Annotated in this window: 13 protein-coding genes and 1 pseudogene; 4 read left to right on the top strand and 10 right to left on the bottom strand. The window is 63.0% G+C overall.

Features of this window, described 5'->3' with window-relative positions:
- Window positions 1–8: 8 nt before the first annotated feature.
- The 6 genes and pseudogenes from AC3WLE_RS14700 to dnaA all read right to left on the bottom strand — a co-directional run bounded on the left by AC3WLE_RS14700 (window position 9) and on the right by dnaA (window position 10,862).
- Complete coding sequence (locus AC3WLE_RS14700; RefSeq protein ID WP_492356879.1) at window positions 9–2,618, bottom strand: AAA family ATPase; 2,610 nt, start codon at window positions 2,616–2,618, stop codon at window positions 9–11.
- 255 nt (window positions 2,619–2,873) lie between these two features.
- Window positions 2,874–3,719, bottom strand: coding sequence for a GIY-YIG nuclease family protein (locus AC3WLE_RS14695; protein ID WP_492356898.1), 846 nt, complete (start codon window positions 3,717–3,719; stop codon window positions 2,874–2,876).
- Window positions 3,717–4,468: pseudogene (locus tag AC3WLE_RS14690) on the bottom strand (IS3 family transposase); the annotation flags it as partial. The pseudogene AC3WLE_RS14690 and the gene AC3WLE_RS14695, both read right to left, overlap by 3 nt.
- A 409-nt stretch (window positions 4,469–4,877) precedes the next feature.
- Entirely contained in the window at window positions 4,878–7,403 is a 2,526-nt protein-coding gene (gene gyrB / locus AC3WLE_RS14685; protein ID WP_492356878.1) for a DNA topoisomerase (ATP-hydrolyzing) subunit B, read from the bottom strand.
- Window positions 7,404–7,620: 217 nt separating this feature from the next.
- The gene (gene dnaN / locus AC3WLE_RS14680) at window positions 7,621–8,736 is read right to left on the bottom strand and encodes a DNA polymerase III subunit beta (protein ID WP_492356877.1); all 1,116 of its coding nucleotides are present in this window, start codon (window positions 8,734–8,736) and stop codon (window positions 7,621–7,623) included.
- A 368-nt stretch (window positions 8,737–9,104) separates the two neighbouring features.
- Window positions 9,105–10,862 carry a chromosomal replication initiator protein DnaA gene (gene dnaA / locus AC3WLE_RS14675; protein WP_492356876.1) on the bottom strand — a complete coding sequence of 586 codons (1,758 nt, stop codon included), beginning with the start codon at window positions 10,860–10,862 and terminating at the stop codon, window positions 9,105–9,107.
- 814 nt (window positions 10,863–11,676) lie between these two features.
- On the opposite strand from dnaA, the gene rpmH reads away from it, so the two are divergent.
- From rpmH to yidC, 4 genes are all read left to right on the top strand, one after another.
- Entirely contained in the window at window positions 11,677–11,811 is a 135-nt protein-coding gene (gene rpmH, locus AC3WLE_RS14670; protein ID WP_008650850.1) for a 50S ribosomal protein L34, read from the top strand.
- Window positions 11,812–11,984: 173 nt separating this feature from the next.
- Window positions 11,985–12,449 (top strand): ribonuclease P protein component, encoded by a 465-nt coding sequence (gene rnpA, locus AC3WLE_RS14665; protein WP_492321353.1) that lies wholly within the window; start codon window positions 11,985–11,987, stop codon window positions 12,447–12,449.
- Between the two features lie 10 nt (window positions 12,450–12,459).
- Window positions 12,460–12,771 carry a membrane protein insertion efficiency factor YidD gene (gene yidD / locus AC3WLE_RS14660; RefSeq protein ID WP_492356875.1) on the top strand — a complete coding sequence of 104 codons (312 nt, stop codon included), beginning with the start codon at window positions 12,460–12,462 and terminating at the stop codon, window positions 12,769–12,771.
- A 21-nt stretch (window positions 12,772–12,792) separates the two neighbouring features.
- A complete protein-coding gene (yidC, locus tag AC3WLE_RS14655) occupies window positions 12,793–14,460 on the top strand; it encodes a membrane protein insertase YidC (RefSeq protein WP_492356874.1) in 1,668 nt (555 codons plus the stop codon).
- Between the two features lie 106 nt (window positions 14,461–14,566).
- Here yidC and AC3WLE_RS14650 read toward each other — a convergent pair whose 3' ends face one another.
- The 4 genes from AC3WLE_RS14650 to AC3WLE_RS14635 are packed head-to-tail and all read right to left on the bottom strand — an operon-like array spanning window position 14,567 to window position 17,499.
- Window positions 14,567–14,731 (bottom strand): rubredoxin, encoded by a 165-nt coding sequence (locus AC3WLE_RS14650; RefSeq protein ID WP_035817912.1) that lies wholly within the window; start codon window positions 14,729–14,731, stop codon window positions 14,567–14,569.
- Window positions 14,728–15,603 carry a metal-dependent hydrolase gene (locus tag AC3WLE_RS14645; protein WP_492356873.1) on the bottom strand — a complete coding sequence of 292 codons (876 nt, stop codon included), beginning with the start codon at window positions 15,601–15,603 and terminating at the stop codon, window positions 14,728–14,730. Before AC3WLE_RS14645 ends, AC3WLE_RS14650 begins: the two co-directional genes overlap by 4 nt.
- A 46-nt stretch (window positions 15,604–15,649) precedes the next feature.
- Window positions 15,650–16,612 (bottom strand): alpha/beta fold hydrolase, encoded by a 963-nt coding sequence (locus AC3WLE_RS14640; RefSeq protein WP_492356872.1) that lies wholly within the window; start codon window positions 16,610–16,612, stop codon window positions 15,650–15,652.
- Complete coding sequence (locus AC3WLE_RS14635) at window positions 16,609–17,499, bottom strand: SDR family NAD(P)-dependent oxidoreductase (RefSeq protein ID WP_492356871.1); 891 nt, start codon at window positions 17,497–17,499, stop codon at window positions 16,609–16,611. The genes AC3WLE_RS14640 and AC3WLE_RS14635 overlap by 4 nt, the downstream gene beginning before the upstream one ends.

Genomic DNA, 17,499 nt, shown 5'->3' with positions numbered 1-17,499 from the left:
CTTGGCTACTAGGACCGTCTCGCCTCGATTACCTTCTTTCGCTTCTCGATTGAATCACGCCATTCTTCAAGGGCCTCAATGTCACACCGTAGCTCGTCCGGATGCGGTGTTGGCAGGTTAGCTGCTGCGGCCGGGTCGTGGGCGAACTTGGAACTCTTGGTCATGCCAGCGTGAACGGTGGAGTAGTCGTCATCCTCGACGGCGACATAGCGAAGCATTTGGGTGGATATTCCCTCCCCGAAACGGGTGACGACGCCTTGAAACAGAACTTCTTCAACGCCGCGTTCCCACGCCAGCCGCAGATGATAGTAGGCATCCCGCGATAGACGCCGCGCTTCTTCCTCTTCGCCGGCCTTGTGTGCTTTCGCGACTGTCTCATGCATTACCCGCAAGGCCTTTACGCGTTTCGACGTGCTGAGCGTGTCAAACGGTAGTCGGTCGGTAGGCACGCCGTACCCTGCAGCACTCTTGCGAATGCATTGTGCCAAGTAGCTCGCGCCGGCGTTATCGGCTTCCTGTTCGAGGATGCATAGGAAGTAAATGTCGTGAGTGAAAACAATTACCTGTCGCCGGGTGGCCTCAATCGCCAGGCGCCGTGCAACATGCCAACGACGCCGATGATCTAAAGAGGAGACAGGGTCATCAAAGATGAGCCCACCGTTGCCGCCTCCGAGACCAACTTCCGTGAGAAAGGCGGCAATCGCGATCGCTCTTTGTTCGCCTTCACTGAGGATGGATTCTGGCGAACCGCCGCCAGGATGCTCAAGGGCCAGTTTGAATTGTGTCTTGCCTTGCGGAGAGGCATTCTTCATAACCACCTGAAGCTCGTGGACATCAAGCGCACGTAATTCTTCATTGAGAATACGAGCGACCTCTGGCGTCGCCATGATCTTGGTAAGCTCTGTCGCCTTACGGGAGATGCCCATGGTGGCGGTCGCGTTGGAGCATGCTTGCAGTCTCTTGGATAGGGCGAACTTTCCGATAGCCTCGATTACGCTTGCCTTCATGTCTGCGAGTTTCTGTCGCGCATCGAATTCGGCATGCTCGGAGGCCAATTGAAGTCTGGTCTTGGCGTCCCCCGATTGCTCAAGCGCCTGTGCCTCTGTTACGAGGCGTGTTCGAATTGCCTCCAGAATCTCACGGGGGTCGTTGGGAAGCACAGGGACTGCGAGCCAGTTTCCATCGGCCTTGGTGGCATTGAGCACGGCCGATCGCCGAGCAATCAGAACGTCTTGCAGCGCACGACAGGCTTCTCCTGAAGTGGCTAAGCTCTCTTCCAGCTCCTGGAACAGGGGCTGGTCAATGCGCAGATCGAGGGTAGCCTCCTCAATTTCACGATATGCGGCAATAGCGTTTTGTCTGGCTACCCTGGCGGCCTTCTCAGCGGCTTGTTGAATGAAGGCGTCAAACGCTAGGAGCTTGGCTGCACCATCAGCACCTAATGGGTTCTGACACAGTGGGCAGGAAGATTCGGGGCCTAGATGGGGAAAAATCTTATGAGGGTGGGACTCCGCGGCGAACGTCCTAGCAGCCTCAAAGAGAGTCTTCCATGCTTCGCCGCCAGTGCAAGGCAGCAAGCCAGGTGTTTCCCTGAAAGTATTTGCGGCAAGCTCTGCGGCTGCCTTGGTAGCGCGAGCGTTGTCGACGTGTTCTTTGAGGGCTTTTACCTTTGCCTCGTCAATTATCGCAATGGCATCCTTAACTCGCTGGACCAAGCCGGCAATTCGGCTCGCACGGTTGCGCAGGTTCTGTGCCTTTTGCTTCGGATCTGCTTCCGCAAGGGTCTTGGCCAGGATGGCCAGCCGTTCATTCTCTGCATCCGACAAATTCGCGAGCGCCTCAACTTCGTCAATTTTGGTGCGGTGTGACAGCGTGGAGAGCAACTTGCCGACCGCCGTCGAGGCTTTGCTAAGGGTCGCGAACGGGGCGGTATTCGGCGTAGCGGCTGCGAGGTCCTTTCCACACATTGCACGCAATTTTCCGCAGGCGCTAACCAAGCCTTCGAGAATGTCTAGTCCATAGGGTGAATATGCGAAGTCTCCTTGGTTGTCGACGTATGCGCGCGCGCAATGGGAGTCAAAGATGGAGAGCGCCGACAGTTGCTCGGGCGCTTCTTGCCCATTGGTCCATTTGACCTGTAGGGGCATACCATCAATAAGCAGGTCAAACGTGGCTTGCGCAGAATTCTTCTTTCCGGCTGCTTCCTTAGCGTTGGGCAAGATCGGCTCACGCTGGTCGCGCGCCCGACAGGCCTTCTTCAACACACGGGAATAACCAGATTTTCCTGCTCCGTTTGGACCATAGATAATGGTAAGTCCGGTCTGACTAATGGAGAGGTCTTGGTTCTCGGCCAATGCATTGACGTTGAACAAGTTCTTGATTCCGGCAAGCTGCACGCGCCGGTTCGACGCTTGAGGCGCGGCTACCTGCGCTGCCTCAAGCTTTGCAGCCACTCGATTCTTGGGATCGGGTATTCCATGCTCAGCCTTTAGTAAGGCATACAGATCCTCGTAATCGTTGTCGTCAAGGTCCCCCTTAGCATAGAGCTGCGTGATGGCATGCTGTTGCCAGCCTGGCAGTCCTTGGGACCACTTTTGAATTTCCAGCAGTATCGACAAAGCAGACTCCCCTTGGAATAGATATCGCAGCTTGTCCCCGCCGAGCCGGTCTTATGCGGGAAGGCACCGGGTTGAGCGGTATGAGGCTGCCGAAAAGCATATTCCGCCATTGCTGTGCAGGGAATCCGAAAGATGGGTGGTATGTCGTTGTGTTCGATCTCGGCTTCATCTGGAGATAAGCGAGTGGCAGCTCGCGCTATGCGAGCGCTCGCTTACACGAAGGGGAACTAACTTGAGGGGAGTGCGGACGACCGGTCAATGTCCAGACACCGCATCTGCTCCCGGTTCCCGTCCACTCAGCTGCTTCCGCAAGGCATCGACGTCGACAGGGTCAAGCGCGAACCACTCCCCCTCGAGCCGCTTGGCGTGGTAAAGGGCATGTAGCCGGGCCTCCTCAGCAGAGTGGTCTGCGCACCAGCCGGCTGCCACCAACTCAATGGGGAAGGGCAGCTTCACGCCGAAGAGCCGAAGGCGATCGGGGAGGCGACGTGACTTGCCGATCTTGTAGCCGTGCGGCGAGCTGATCAGGTAGACATGGCCTGGGTCGTCGCGATCGGGGCGGTTCGCGCTTGATCTGCCTGCGGCTGCTGAGCGTGTCCCACGCTGGGAGGGGGCGTCCACTGGCATCGGCGGGGCGCCTTTGACGTCCGCGAGCGCCTCCTCGCAAATGACCGCAAGCATGTAGCGATCGACTACCGTGTCGGCGAAGCGAAACTGCGGCTTGGTTGCCCAGAACTTCTTCCCGAAGCTCTGGGGGCGCAGCTTGACGTCCGCCTGGGCCCACGCGACCGTAGGGCTTTCGCCGACGGTCGCCACGCGGCCGATGAGCCGGACCAAGCCCAACTCGCGGGCGGCGTCCCAGCGGCCCACCAAGACGTGGTCACCGATCCGCAAGCGCGGGGCCAGTTCGGCGGCCCCCGTCGGATCTGCTCCAGCAAGCCCGCGCGATGCCACGATGGCGGCTAGCGCAGCCTCGTCAACATGGTTAAGCCGGAAGAAGTTCAATGGCATATGGGCTCCTATGGCGCGGCACCGAGACCTTGGAGATGGTCCGGCTTCTGGGGGCGGAGTTCTGTCTGGCCACCCACAAAGGGCGCCCACCCGGTAGGCCAGCACCCGGCGGCTGGCCCAGTCCACCACAGCCGTCAGGTACACAAAGCCGCGCGCCATCGGGATGTAGATCGTGTCCAGCGTCCACACCTGGTTGACCCGGTCGATCTTCCGTTCGCGCAGTAGATACGGCCAGATCTTGTGCGCCGCGTGCTTGCGGCTCGTGTTCGGCCGGCGATGCAGCGCCTCGATGCCCATTCGCTTCATCAGCGTGCCCACGTGCCGACGGCCGACCTGGATGCGCTCTCGCCGCAACAGGCGGGCCAGCATGCGTGCGCCTGCGAAGGGATGCTCCAGATGCAGTTCGTCGATCCAGCGCATCAGCTTCAAATCCACGTCGCTGACCGGACGCGGCTGGTAGTAGGCGCTCGATCGAGCAATGCCTACCAGCTTGACCTGGCGACTCACCGGCAGCGGGTGCTCACGGTCAATCTTCGCTTTCCGCTCAGCAATCCCGCCTTGCTGAGCGCGCCTTCTAAAAAATCATTCTCCAGCGTCAATTGGCCGATCTTTGCATGTAGCGCCTTCACGTCCACCGGCGGCTCGGCCGCGGCCTTGGTTTTGCCGCCGAACACGTCCGCGGCATGCTCCGCCAATTGCTGCTTCCACTCCGTGATCTGGCTCGGGTACACGTCGTACTGCAGGGCCAGCTCCGCCAGCGTCTTGTCGCCCTTGAGCGCGGCCATGGCCACCTTGGCCTTGAAGGTCGCGGAGTGGGTCCGTCTGCTTCGTTTCGTCATCTTCTGGGTCCTTTATGCCCGCCATTATGGCTGGCTCAGACCCCAGCTATTCCACTTAGCCGACTGTCCGAATTTCCGCCACCACCTCTCCGGAACATGAACATCGTTCCATGTCGCGACCGCTGCAGGAAATCGCCAGCCACAAGGCCTCCGTGTGTGACACCTTCAGCAGCAATACCAAAGCAAAAAGCCGCGAACCCTTGCGGGATCGCGGCTTTTCAAATAGATGGTGGCGAATCAGGAGCTCGAACTCGGCACAAGACTTACTGGAGATTCCAATTCTCGGCACCGATCGAGGTTTCGCAATAAAACGAGCTGAGTCCGGGTAGTCTCACTATTTTTGCATCCCCAGTCTCACAAAAGGTGCCCTAGTCTCACGAATTCCGTTTCCCCGCATCATCCGACACGATCAAACATCAATATTCCTTGCCACCAACGCATTAGATTCGATGAAGTTCCTACGCGGCTCCACCTCATCCCCCATAAGGGTGGTGAATATCTGGTCAGCTGCAATAGCATCCTCAATCTGCACCTTCAGCAGCCGTCGTTGGGTGACATCCAGCGTAGTCTCAAACAGCTGCTCCGGGTTCATCTCCCCCAGCCCCTTATACCGCTGACGAGAAACCCCACGCTCCGCCTCCGAAAGCAACCACTGCATCGCCCCATGGAAGTCATTGACAGTCTGATCCCTCAGCTTGTCCCCTTCCCCGCGCTGCACCTTGGTCCCCTCGGGCGTCAGCCCCTGGAACGTCTTGGCCGCATTGGACAGCGCCGCGTAATCCGCGCCGTGGACAAAGTCCGCGTCCAGGTGCGACAGCCGCACGTTGCCATGGTGACGCCGCGCAATCATCAGGCGGTGCTTGTCGGTCTTTTCGTCGAACTGAGCATAGACATCGGCAGTACCGTCGTCGTTGACCGCAGCCCCAATCAACGTCTTAGCATGCATCTCAGCCAACTTAGATTTCAACGCCACAGCAGACGCCTCAGCAGCCGCCGCACTATCCAGATCCAGCGCCACCCCATCAGCAATCGCCCGCAGGGCATCGGTATCAACAATGCGTGACAGCCGAGAAATCACCCCCTCAGTCAACTGATACTGCCGCGCCAACTCAGTCAACGCATCCCCATTGATCTCCGACCCATCCGGCCGCACCAGCACAGCCTTCTCCATCGCCAGCTTCAACAGATAAGCATTGAGCTCGACATCATCCTTGATATACCGCTCTTCCTTGCCATGCTTGATCTTGTACAGCGGCGGCTGCGCGATATACACATAACCGCGCTCGATGATGTCAGGCATCTGCCGGTAGAAGAACGTCAGCAGCAGCGTGCGGATGTGTGAGCCGTCCACGTCCGCGTCGGTCATGATGATGATGCGGTGGTAGCGCAGCTTTTCCAGGTTGTAGTCGTCCTTGCCGATGCCGGTGCCCAGCGCGGTGATCAGCGTCAGCACTTCCTGGCTGGACAGCATCTTGTCGAAGCGGGCGCGCTCTACGTTCAGGATCTTGCCCTTGAGCGGCAGGATGGCCTGGAACTTACGGTCGCGGCCTTGCTTGGCGGAGCCGCCTGCGGAGTCGCCCTCTACCAGGAAGAGTTCTGACAGGGCGGGGTCTTTTTCCTGGCAGTCGGCCAGCTTGCCGGGCAGGCCCATGCCGTCCATCAAGCCCTTGCGGCGGGTCATTTCGCGGGCCTTGCGGGCGGCTTCGCGGGCACGGGCGGCGTCTACGATCTTGCCGCAGATGATCTTGGCGTCGCCCGGGGTTTCCAGCAGGAAGTCGTTCAGGGCCTTGCCGACGAGTTCTTCCACGGGCAGGCGCACTTCGGACGAGACCAGCTTGTCTTTGGTCTGCGAGCTGAACTTGGGCTCGGGCACCTTGACGGAGAGCACGCACGACAGGCCTTCGCGCATGTCGTCGCCGGTGGTTTCCACCTTGGCTTTCTTGGCGACTTCGTTTTCTTCGATGTACTTGTTGATGACCCGGGTCATCGCGGCGCGCAGGCCGGTCAGGTGGGTGCCGCCATCGCGCTGCGGGATGTTGTTGGTGAAGCAGAGCACCTGCTCGTTGTAGCCGTCGTTCCACTGCATGGCCACTTCCACGGCGATACCGTCTTTTTCGGTATTGGCATAGAAGATGTTGGGGTGCAGCACGCTCTTGGAGCGGTTGATGTATTCGACAAAACCCTTCACGCCGCCGGAGAAGGCAAAGTCTTCTTCCTTGCCGGTGCGCTGGTCTACCAGCTTGATGTGCACGCCGTTGTTCAGGAACGAGAGCTCGCGGATGCGCTTGGAGAGGATCTCGTAGTGGAACTCGACGTTGGTGAAGATCTCTTCGTCGGCCAGGAAGTGGACTTCGGTGCCGCGCTTGTCGGTGGCGCCGATGATCTTCATCGGCGAGACTTCAACGGGCTGGCCGTCAGGGCCGGGCACGGTCTCGACGATGCGGTTCTGCACGTCGCCCTTGGCGAATTCGATCAGGTGCACCTGGCCATCGCGGCGCACGGTCAGGCGCAGCCACTTGGACAGTGCGTTCACGCAGGACACGCCCACGCCGTGCAGGCCGCCGGATACCTTGTAGCTGTTCTGGTTGAACTTGCCGCCGGCGTGCAGCTCAGTCATGGCGATTTCCGCCGCGCTGCGCTTGGGTTCGTGCTTGTCGTCGAACTTGACCAGGGGCGGGATGCCGCGGCCGTTGTCGACGATGGAGATCGAGTTGTCGCTGTGGATGGTGACCTGGATCTCGGTGCAGTAGCCGGCCAGCGCTTCGTCGATGGAGTTGTCCAGCACCTCAAACACCAGGTGGTGCAGGCCGGTGCCGTCGGAGGTGTCGCCGATATACATGCCCGGGCGCTTGCGTACCGCCTCCAGGCCTTCCAGGATCTGGATCGAAGAGGCTCCGTAGGTGTTTTCCTGTTGCGGTTTCTGCTGTTCGGTCATGTCTTTCTACTCAACGGCTGATGCGAAAACCTGGCCGCGCCGGCACATTGGCAGGGCGTCTGGCTTTCCGCATGGCGGGTTACTAAAAACGGCAAAAGGGGCAGATCGTTTTCGATCCTGCCCCCGCTGCGAAGAGACGTCCCGCGATGAGGCGGGTGTCGTAGCGTGCCGTTTGCTGCTCCGGTATCTCTGTATCTGTAGTCCTGTTACCGGATCATCAGATGCGCATCGGCATGACGACGTACTTGAAGTTGTCGTCTTCCGGCACGGTAATCAGCGCACTCGAATTCGAGTCGCCAAGGCTGACCTGCACCTGCTCGGTCTTCAGGTTGGCAAGCACGTCGAGCAGGTAGGTCACGTTGAAGCCGATATCGAGCGCGTCGCCCGAGTAATCGAGTTCCAGCTCTTCCTGCGCCTCTTCCTGGTCGGCGTTGGTGGAGCTGATCTTGAGCATGTGCGTGTCCAGGATGCAGCGCACGCCCTTGAATTTGTCGGTGGTCAGGATCGCAGTGCGTTGCAGCGCCTGCTGCAGCTGCACGCGGTCGATCGCGAAGGCGTTCTTGTAGCCCTTGGGGATCACGCGCTGGAAGTCGGGGAACTTGCCTTCCACCAGCTTGGAGATCAGTTCGATATTGGCGAACGTGAACTTGACCTGGTTGGCGGCCAGCTGCACCTGCACCGGATCGTCGTTGTCTTCCAGCAGGCGCTGCAGTTCCAGGATGGTCTTGCGCGGGATGATGACTTCCTGGCGCGCGCCCACTCCTGCAGCTTCGGTTTCCAGCTCAACGCCGCAGTACGCCAGGCGGTGGCCGTCGGTGGCGACTGCCATCACCTTTTTGCCTTCCACCACCAGCAGCATGCCGTTCAGGTAGTAGCGGATGTCTTGCTGCGCCATGGCGAAGTGGACCATCGCCAGCAGGTGCTTGAAGGTCTTCTGCGGCAGGCTGACGCTGGCGTTGAATTCGCTGGCTTCGGCAACGGTGGGGAATTCCTCTGCGGCCAGCGTCTGCAGGGCAAAGCGGCTCTTGCCGGATTGCACGGTCATGCGCTTGTCGTTGAGCGACAGGGCCACGTCGCCGTCAGGCATGGCGCGCAGGATGTCCAGCAGCTTGCGCGCGGCAACGGTGGTGGCAACGCTGTCGCTGCCGACGCCGCATTCCGCATGCGTGGTGATCTGGATCTCGATGTCGGTCGAGAGGAAGGAAACGTTGGACCCGGACTTGCGAATCAGCAGATTGGCCAGGATCGGGAGGGTGTGGCGGCGCTCCACGATGCCGCTCACGATTTGCAGCGGACGCAGCAGGTTGTCTCGCGAGGTTTTGACCAATTGCATTGAATTTATCCTTCGTCGTTTGTAATCGGCGACCGCAGAACGCAAATAGCTCCGAATTCACTTAGGAATCAAGGAGTTAATGTGCCATTGTACCAAGGATAAGCCGCTGCGGTGAAGCGGGGCGGGACCGGCGGGCGGGCCAGCTGTGCACAAAAAGCCACGCTGGCGCAAACCGTACTTGCCATCCCGTCCCGACTCACCGCAAAGCCTTATCAGTGGCCATTTTCCGGACACTTGCCCCGGCGTCGCTGACGTTAATTCCCCAGGCGCCACGGGATGTCCGTGGCGCGCACCCTACAGTATGCCAGCCCCGAGGGGCCGGCCCTTCAAAACGCCTTTCCCGGGGCATCCCGGGCACCGGCCATGCATCAACCCTTGAGCGTTTGCTCCAGCACGTGCAGCTCATGGTTGAGCTGCGCGTCCTTGCTGCGTTCGTCGGCAATCTTGCGCACGGCGTGCAGCACGGTGGTGTGGTCGCGGCCGCCAAAGAGCTCGCCGATTTCGGGCAGGCTCTTCTGCGTCAGCTCCTTGGCCAGGTACATCGCAATCTGGCGCGGCCGTGCAATATTGGCAGGCCGCTTTTTCGAGTACATGTCAGCGACCTTGATGTTGTAGAAATCCGCGCAGGTCTTCTGGATGTTCTCCACAGAGATCTGGCGGTTCTGCACGGTCAGCAGGTCCTTCAGCGCCTCGCGCGTCACCTCGATGGTGATGTCCTTGCCGTGGAAGTTGCTGAAGGCCAGGATCTTGCGCAGCGCGCCTTCCAGCTCACGCACGTTTGAGCGCAGGTGCTTGGCGACGAAGAAGGCAACCTCTTCGGGCACGTTGACGCTTTCCGCGGCGGCCTTCTTCATCAGGATGGCCACGCGCATTTCCAGCTCTGGCGGCTCGATGGCCACGGTCAGGCCGGAGTCGAAGCGCGAGATCAGGCGGTCGTCGATGCCGCTGATTTCCTTCGGGTAGGTATCACTGGTGATGATCACCTGCGCCCGGTTGGCAATCAGGGCCTCAAAGGCATAGAAGAACTCTTCCTGCGTGCGGTTCTTGCCGGAGAAGAACTGGATATCGTCGATCAGCAGCAGGTCCAGCGAGTGGTAGTAGCGCTTGAACTCGTCGAACGCCTTGCGCTGGTACGCCTTGACCACGTCGGACACGTACTGCTCGGCGTGGATGTAGCGGATGCGCGCGCGCGGGTTCTCCAGCAGCATGTAGTTGCCGATGGCGTGGATCAGGTGGGTCTTGCCCAGGCCCACGCCACCATAGAGATACAGCGGGTTGTACGACTTGCCCGGGTTGTTGGCCACCTGGATGGCCGCGGCCCTTGCCAACTGGTTGGCTTTGCCAGTGACGAAGTTGTCAAAGGTCAGGATCGGGTTCAGGCGCGAGCGCTCATGCACCGTGTCGCTGGGCTGGTGGCCGGGCATCGGCGTGGCGCCGCCCACCTGCAGGTGGGACTGATGCGACGGGTGCGGCTGCTGGGGTTGCTGCGGCTGCACGCGGTAGGAGCGGGCGCTGGCCTCGGCGGGGTCCATGTGGACCACGTCGATCTCGCCCATGTCGGCGCCGTGCTGCGGGTGATGCTGGCCGGGGTGCTGGCCGCCCAGGCCCGGAGCCTGGCCGCGCGCGCCGGCCGGGACCGGGGCGGCGGACGGCATGCCGGCCGGATTGCCGTACTGCGGCTGGCTCATGCCGTACGCGGCTGCGGTGGGGTATTCGCCATAGCCGGGCTGGCCGGGCATGGCAAACGGGGCCTGGCCGCCCATCGGCTGGGCGCCGGGATAGCCGGCCATGCCCGTACCCGGTGCTGCGTGGCCGTCCATGCCGCCCGGGCCCATGCCGGGCTGGGCCGGCTGCATATAGGCAGCGGCACGGCCCGACGCGGCGGGATCCAGCACGAACTGGACGCTGACCTGCGCTTCCCAGTACTCGCAGGCCAGTGCGGTGATGCGCCCCGAAAACTGGCTCTTGACCCAGTCCAGCTTGAAACGGTTGGGCGCGGCGATGCGCAGCGCGTGCGTTTCTTCATCGAACGCAACGGGCGCCAGCGGCTTGATCCACGTTTTGAACTGTTGCGGCGTCAGCTCGCGCTCTAGTTGCGCTGCTGCCGCCTGCCAGAAATCTTGCATTGTTTGTTGTTTGGTAATCGCACCCGGGTCCGCTTCTTCAGCAGCCCGGGCACGCCACAAGCGGCGTATATGCCGCGCTATCCGGGCCGCCCCAGCCGTATTGGGAATTAATTCCCTTCGGCTAGGCCTCCGCGGCATGCCATGCAGCCGCCAGCGAGCCTTCAGGCTCGCCGCACTGGCGTGCGTTCAGTCATGCGTTGCCGCGGTGGGGGCCCGGGTTGCGCCTGCGCCACGCAGCCCGTGTTGTGTTTGGACCCGGATTGTATACCCGCCGCTGAGTTATCCACAAAGGATAAGTCTGTGGACAACTTGTGCAAATGCGGTGGATTTGTGTGCACAACCCTTGCTGTGATGCGGCTTTGCGGGGTGTGGAAACGGGCAAAATCTCAGGCAAAACAGGGACTTCGCCTGTGGATGACTGCGCTGGAGGTGGCCTTTGGGACACATGCAGTTACCCACCGGCTGTTGTGGACAATGGGGCACCACGGGCCACAGGGCGCTGTGGCAATTGTGCCCTTGCACACAGACTTGCGCCTTGACAGCGCCGGAGAAAATCGTTTAAATGGCGGGTTCTGCGATGCGGCAGGGGATCACGTATGCGCATCGCCGGTCTGGCCTGTTCGTGCCGTCCGCGCTAACAGGTTAGCTACCTGCACACGCGTAAGCACGGCCGGCAGCAAGACAGAACCAGAATCGTCGGATACGCCGCTGCAGTTCCTCGCAAGCGGCAGCCCCATGCGAACCATACGCGGCGGCCACGGCACCCCGGCACCGGCCGGAGTCGGGCGAGCCAAGATCAACCAGAGAGTGCAACATGAAACGTACCTACCAACCTTCCGTTACCCGCCGCAAGCGTACCCACGGTTTCCGCGTGCGCATGAAGACCCGCGGCGGCCGTGCCGTCATCAACGCACGTCGCGCCAAGGGCCGCAAGCGCCTGGCCATCTGAGGCCCGGGCGACCGGCCTGACGGCGCGCCCGGCGCCGGCTGCAGCGTACCGCAGCCGTGCCGCGCAGCCGTCAATGCCCACCGCCTCGGCTTCAGGTCGGCCGGCAGCTTGCCGCAGGGCGCCGCTTTTGCGCCAGCAGTAGTATTCGCCAGCGCTCGCCAGTGTCACCCAGCGTGTCAGCCCATGCTTTCCCCAAAGCCGCGAGGCTAACAAAGACGGATGAGTTTTCATCCGTTTTTGCTTTGCGGCCCCGGCGGCGCAGCCCGCATTTCGTGCTCTATGTGCGCGCCAATGACCGTCCGGAAGGACGGCTTGGCGTGGTGGTCGGCAAGAAGTTCGCGCCGCGCGCGGCTGAGCGCAACCTGGTGAAGCGCATGGCGCGCGAGCTGTTCCGCCAGCGCCGTGAGCACCTGGCGGGGCGCGACGTGCTGCTGCGCCTGCAAGCCAAGTTTCCGCGCGCGGAATTTGCGACGCGCGCGGCGGTCCGAAGGGCATGCGCGGCTGAAATCGCCAGCCTGCTCGACGTAGCGGCCAAGCCGCTGCCGCCACCCGCACCGCCTGCCTCGCCCTCGGCACCGCCACCCGCGGCGCCACCGGCGAGCCCCTCGCAAAGCCTGCCACCAGGCCTTCCGGCCTGAACCGCCTGCCATGAAGCGAATCCTGCTAGCCCTGCTGCGTATCTACAAGATCGCCCTGAGTCCCTACCTGGGCTCGCAGTGCCGCTTCCTGCCGACCTGTTCCGAGTACGCCCGCGACGCCGTCATCCACTACGGCGCCGCGCGCGGCAGCTGGATGGCCGCCTGCCGGCTGTGCCGCTGCCATCCTTTCGCCCAAGGCGGGTATGATCCCGTGCCGGGCACGGAAGCTGACGACACTGCCAGGCCGGACACCCACGCGGGCCGTTCCGTCCATGCCGCCGCAGGCCATGCGCCTGTGGCGATCCGTCTGCCCAGACCCTGATTTCTCCGACCACAGCCAGACATGGATATCAAACGCACCATCCTCTGGGTCATCTTCTCGATGTCCCTCGTGCTGCTCTACGACAACTGGCAGCGCTCCCAAGGCCATGCGTCGATGTTCTTCCCGAGCACGACCCAACAGGCCGCCTCGGCGCCCGCCGCCAGCGGCGCTGCCGCGCAGGGCGACGTGCCCAAGGCCAACGTGGCGCCAGGCGCAGCGGGTACCGCTGCCCCGGCCGCGCCGCAGGCCGCGGCCCAGCCCACCGGCGAGAAGGTCGTGGTGACCACCGACACGGTGCGCGCCGAGATCGACACCGCCGGCGGCATCGTGTCGCGCCTGGAGCTGCTCAAGGAGCATGAGAAGGACGGCAAGCCGGTGGTGCTGTTTGAGCGCGACAACGTGCGCACCTACATGGCACGCTCGGGCCTGATCGGCGGCGACCTGCCCAACCACACCACGGTGTTCACCGCCGCCCCGGGCCCGCGCACGCTGGACGGCGCCGAGCAGCTGGAAGTGGCGCTGACCGCCGAGAAGAACGGCGTGAAGCTGGTCAAGACCTATGTGTTCCGCAAGGGCAGCTATGTGGTCGACACCAAGTTCGCGGTGACCAACGCGGGTGCCGCGCCGGTCTCGCCGACGCTGTACCTGGAACTGGCGCGCGACGGCAGCAAGGTCGAGCAGTCGCAGTTCTACAGCACCTTCACCGGCCCTGCCGTCTACACCGACGCCGACAAGTACCACAAGATCGACTTCGAAGACATCGCCAAGGGCAAGGCCACCGTGCCGGCCACCGCCAACAATGGCTGGGTGGCGATGGTGCAGCACTACTTTGCCTCGGCCTGGATCCCGCAGACCGGCAAGGAGCACAGCTTCTACGTCCAGCAGATCGACCCGCACCTGTACCGCGTGGGCGTGCAGCAGCCGCTGGGTGAACTGGCCCCGGGCGCCACGGTGACCACCGATGCACGCCTGTTCGCCGGTCCGCAGGAAGAGCACATGCTCGAGAAGATCGCCCCGGGCCTGGAGCTGGTGAAGGACTATGGCTGGCTGACCATCCTGGCCAAGCCGCTGTTCTGGCTGCTGGAGAAGCTGCACGGCTTCCTGGGCAACTGGGGCTGGTCGATCATCGCGCTGACGGTGCTGATCAAGCTGGTGTTCTTCCCGCTGTCGGCGGCAAGCTACAAGTCCATGGGCAAGATGAAGGACCTGCAGCCGCGCATGACGTCGATCCGCGAGCGTTACAAGAACGACCCGCAGAAGATGAACCAGGAGATGATGGGGCTGTACAAGACCGAGAAGGTCAACCCGCTCGGCGGCTGCCTGCCCATCGTGATCCAGATCCCGGTGTTCATCGCGCTGTACTGGGTGCTGCTGTCGTCGGTGGAAATGCGCGGCGCGCCGTGGCTGGGCTGGATCCATGACCTGTCGGTGCCGGATCCGTTCTACATCCTGCCGATCGTGATGGCCGTGTCGATGTTTGTGCAGACCAAGCTGAACCCGACCCCGCCGGACCCGGTGCAGGCCAAGGTCATGATGATCATGCCGCTGGTGTTCTCGGTGATGTTCTTCTTCTTCCCGGCCGGCCTGGTGCTGTACTGGGTGGTGAACAACATTCTGTCGATTGCGCAGCAATGGCAGATCAACCGCATGCTCGGCAAGGGCAAGGCGGCAGTGGTGGCGAAGAGCTGAAGCTGTTGCAGGTTGCGGCACGTGAAAAGCCCGGCAGTGATGCCGGGCTTTTTGTTTGGCGGATCGGGGCGCTGACAGCCATCACCCCTCGTTGATCACCGCCCGCCTATAGCGCAACCATGTCGAAATCCGCTTTCGCCATGCCGCAGTCCGGGCAGCTCCACTCCAGCGGGACCGCGCCCCACGGTGTGCCGGGCGCGATCCCGTGCTCGGGCATGCCGAGCGCTTCTTCATAAACGAATCCACAGATACGGCACTGCCAGATGGTCATGCGGCCCCCCGCAGCGAGGGCGCTCGGGTGGAGACACCGGCGGCGCGCGCGGTGTTTTCGATTTCTTCGACCAGCGGGGCGATGCGCGCCAGCTCGGCGCGGTTGTCGTCGTCCCACGGATGGAAGCCGGGGCGGAAGTAGCTGAGCCATTCCGGGATCATCTTGGGCAGCACCGCGGGCGAGGCCCACAAAAAGCGCAGCACGCTGCCAAACCCGGTCAGCTTGTTGCGGCAGCCCTTGTCGCCCATCACCAGCGCGATGTGGAACACGAACACCATGGCCCAGAACGTCACGGTGGTGGTCAGCATGGTGAAGGTGCGCAGGAAGTAGCGGTAGGGGCCGGGCTTCATCACCGTGTTCCAGACATCGTAGGCCACCGCCTTGTGCTCGGTTTCTTCCAGCGCGTGCCAGGTCCACACCTGCCGGTAGCCGGTCTCGGAGGCCGCGCCCATGTGGCGCTGATCCTGCAGCAGGCCGCCGGCCAGCATCGCGGTGTAGTGCTCCAGCGCGATGGTATGGGCCAGCTGCCACGACTTGGGCAGGATCTTGCGCAGCAGGTCCAGCAGCTTCCACACCGTGCGGTCCAGCGCCGCGGCGGGCAGGCCGGCGTCTTCCATCAGCCGGTTGTAGAGGATGTGCTCGCGCGTGTGCATCGCTTCCTGGCCGATAAAGCCGGCGATGGCGCGGCTCAGTTCGGGGTCTTTCACCTGGTCGCGGTAGTTGCGCACGCTGTCCATGAAGAAGCGCTCCCCGGCGGGGAAGAAGATCGACAGCGCGTTGATGAAATGGGTGACGTGACGGCCCCGTTCGTGCCAGTCGCTGATGCGTTCTGGCGGCAGGTGGGGATGCACGTCGCGGCGGACTGGCATCATGGCGGTCTCCTTGGGTGACGGCCGGCGCGCGCTGCGCCGGCGCAATTCATTGGCTGGCGAGGAATGGCAGCAGGTCTGCCGCCACGCGTTGCGGGTCTTCTTCCATCGGCACGTGGCCAAGCCCCGCGTAGCGGCGCAGCTGCGCGCCGGGGATGCGCTCGGTGAAGGCCTGCGCGTGCGCGGGCGGGATCCAGCGGTCGCGCTCGCCCCACAGCACCAGCGTGGGCGCGCGCACGCTGCCGAGCAGGTGGGTGTCAAGCTGGGCAAAGTCCAGCCTGGGCACCATCTTGCCGACGGCCTCGCGGCTGCCTTCGGCGTAGAAGAAATCGACGTAGCGGCGGAAGGTGGATTCCGGCACGCGCGAGGCGTCGCCATAGACGTCGCGCGTGGCGGCGCGGATGATGAACTCGGGCAGCATCCACGGTGCCGACCAGCGCACCGGCGCATGGCGGAACAGGTCGATGTAGATCGGCAGCCGCATCGGGAAGCCGGCGGCGTCGATCAGCACCAGCTTGTCGACCGCATCGGGCCGGCGCACCGCCAGGTCCCACGCGATCAGCCCGCCCAGCGAGTTGCCGATGATGCTGGCGCGGCGCACGTTCACCGCGGCCAGGAAGGCATCGATGAAATCGCGGTAGCGGTGCACGTCCATGGTTTCGATGCGCCCGCGCGCATCGCGCAGCGGCCCGGTCAGCCCGAACGGGGCGATGTCGAGCCGCAGCACGCGATAGCGCTGCGCCAGCATCGGCACCATCCCCTGCCACGTATGCAGCGAAGCGGCGAAGCCGTGGATCAGCACCAGGGTGTCGCCGTCGGCGGGGCCTTCATCGGTGTAGTGCACCATCGCATCGAGCACGCGCACCCAGCGCGAGGCCGGCAGCGCATGGCGCTGCGCCAGCGTGGCGCGCGACAGGCTGAACAGCCCTACGCGGCCCTGCCCGAACCAGCGCGTCAGTGCCCCCGGTGGCGCCAGCAGCGCAGCATCCTGTTCGATCGCAAGCCGGTTCACGGGCGCTCTCCCTGGCCGACCGAGGCCGGTGCGGCAACGGGGCCCAGATCGCGCTTGCGGCGCGTCTCGCGCACCACCAGCGACTGGTAGGCAGCGGGCAGCAGCCGCGCCATGGCATCGGCGGCGTAGGCGTCGGGTCCGATCAGCACGCGCCGGCGGTTGCGGCGCACGCCTTCCAGGATCACGCGCGTGGCCTTGTCGGGCGAAGTGATGAAGAATTTCTCGAACTCATCCTTGCCATGCTGGGCGTCGCGCACCAGGAAGCCGTTGACGCTGGATGACACACGGCTGGCCTGGGCGATATTGGTCTTGATGCCGCCCGGGTGCACGGTGGTGGCCGACACGCCGCAGTCCATCAGGTCCAGTTCCTGCCGCAGCGATTCGGTGAAGCCGCGCACCGCGTACTTGCTGGCGTTGTAGGCGCCCATGCCGGGCTGGGCGAAGATGCCGAAGATGCTCGATGTATTGACCACGTGGCCGTCGCCGCTGGCCTTCAGGTACGGCAGGAAGGCCTTGGTGCCATACACCACGCCCCAGAAGTTGATACCCATGATCCATTCCAGGTCGTCGTAGCTCATGCCCTCGACGGTGCTGGACAGCGCCACGCCGGCGTTGTTGAAGATCAGGTTGATGCGGCCGTGGGCCTCGGCGGCCGCGGCGGCCCACGCGTAGACCGCGGCGCGGTCGGCCACATCCACGGTGTGCTGCGTGATGCGGGCCTGCGGTGCGGCGGCCATGGCCTGGACCACGGTCTGCGCCAGCCCGGCCTCGTTGCGGTCTGACAGCGCCAGGTGGCAGCCCTGCCGTGCCAGCGCCAGCGCCAGCGCGCGGCCGATGCCAGAGCCGGCGCCGGTGATTGCGGCAACCTTGTTGCGGAAGTCCTTCAT

It is taken from the genome of Cupriavidus sp. FW306-1B-F12B (assembly GCF_058781795.1).
This window is presented reverse-complemented; position numbering and strand designations above follow the sequence as displayed.

Excerpts from the sequence above, each read along its gene's own strand:
- yidD (WP_492356875.1), top strand. The coding sequence starts at position 12,460 with ATGAAGCGAATCCTGCTAGCCCTGCTGCGTATCTACAAGATCGCCCTG.
- AC3WLE_RS14645 (WP_492356873.1), bottom strand. The coding sequence starts at position 15,603 with ATGATGCCAGTCCGCCGCGACGTGCATCCCCACCTGCCGCCAGAACGC.
- AC3WLE_RS14650 (WP_035817912.1), bottom strand. The coding sequence starts at position 14,731 with ATGACCATCTGGCAGTGCCGTATCTGTGGATTCGTTTATGAAGAAGCG.
- gyrB (WP_492356878.1), bottom strand. The coding sequence starts at position 7,403 with ATGACCGAACAGCAGAAACCGCAACAGGAAAACACCTACGGAGCCTCT.
- dnaA (WP_492356876.1), bottom strand. The coding sequence starts at position 10,862 with ATGCAAGATTTCTGGCAGGCGGCAGCAGCGCAACTAGAGCGCGAGCTG.
- rpmH (WP_008650850.1), top strand. The coding sequence starts at position 11,677 with ATGAAACGTACCTACCAACCTTCCGTTACCCGCCGCAAGCGTACCCAC.
- yidC (WP_492356874.1), top strand. The coding sequence starts at position 12,793 with ATGGATATCAAACGCACCATCCTCTGGGTCATCTTCTCGATGTCCCTC.
- dnaN (WP_492356877.1), bottom strand. The coding sequence starts at position 8,736 with ATGCAATTGGTCAAAACCTCGCGAGACAACCTGCTGCGTCCGCTGCAA.
- AC3WLE_RS14635 (WP_492356871.1), bottom strand. The coding sequence starts at position 17,499 with ATGAAGGACTTCCGCAACAAGGTTGCCGCAATCACCGGCGCCGGCTCT.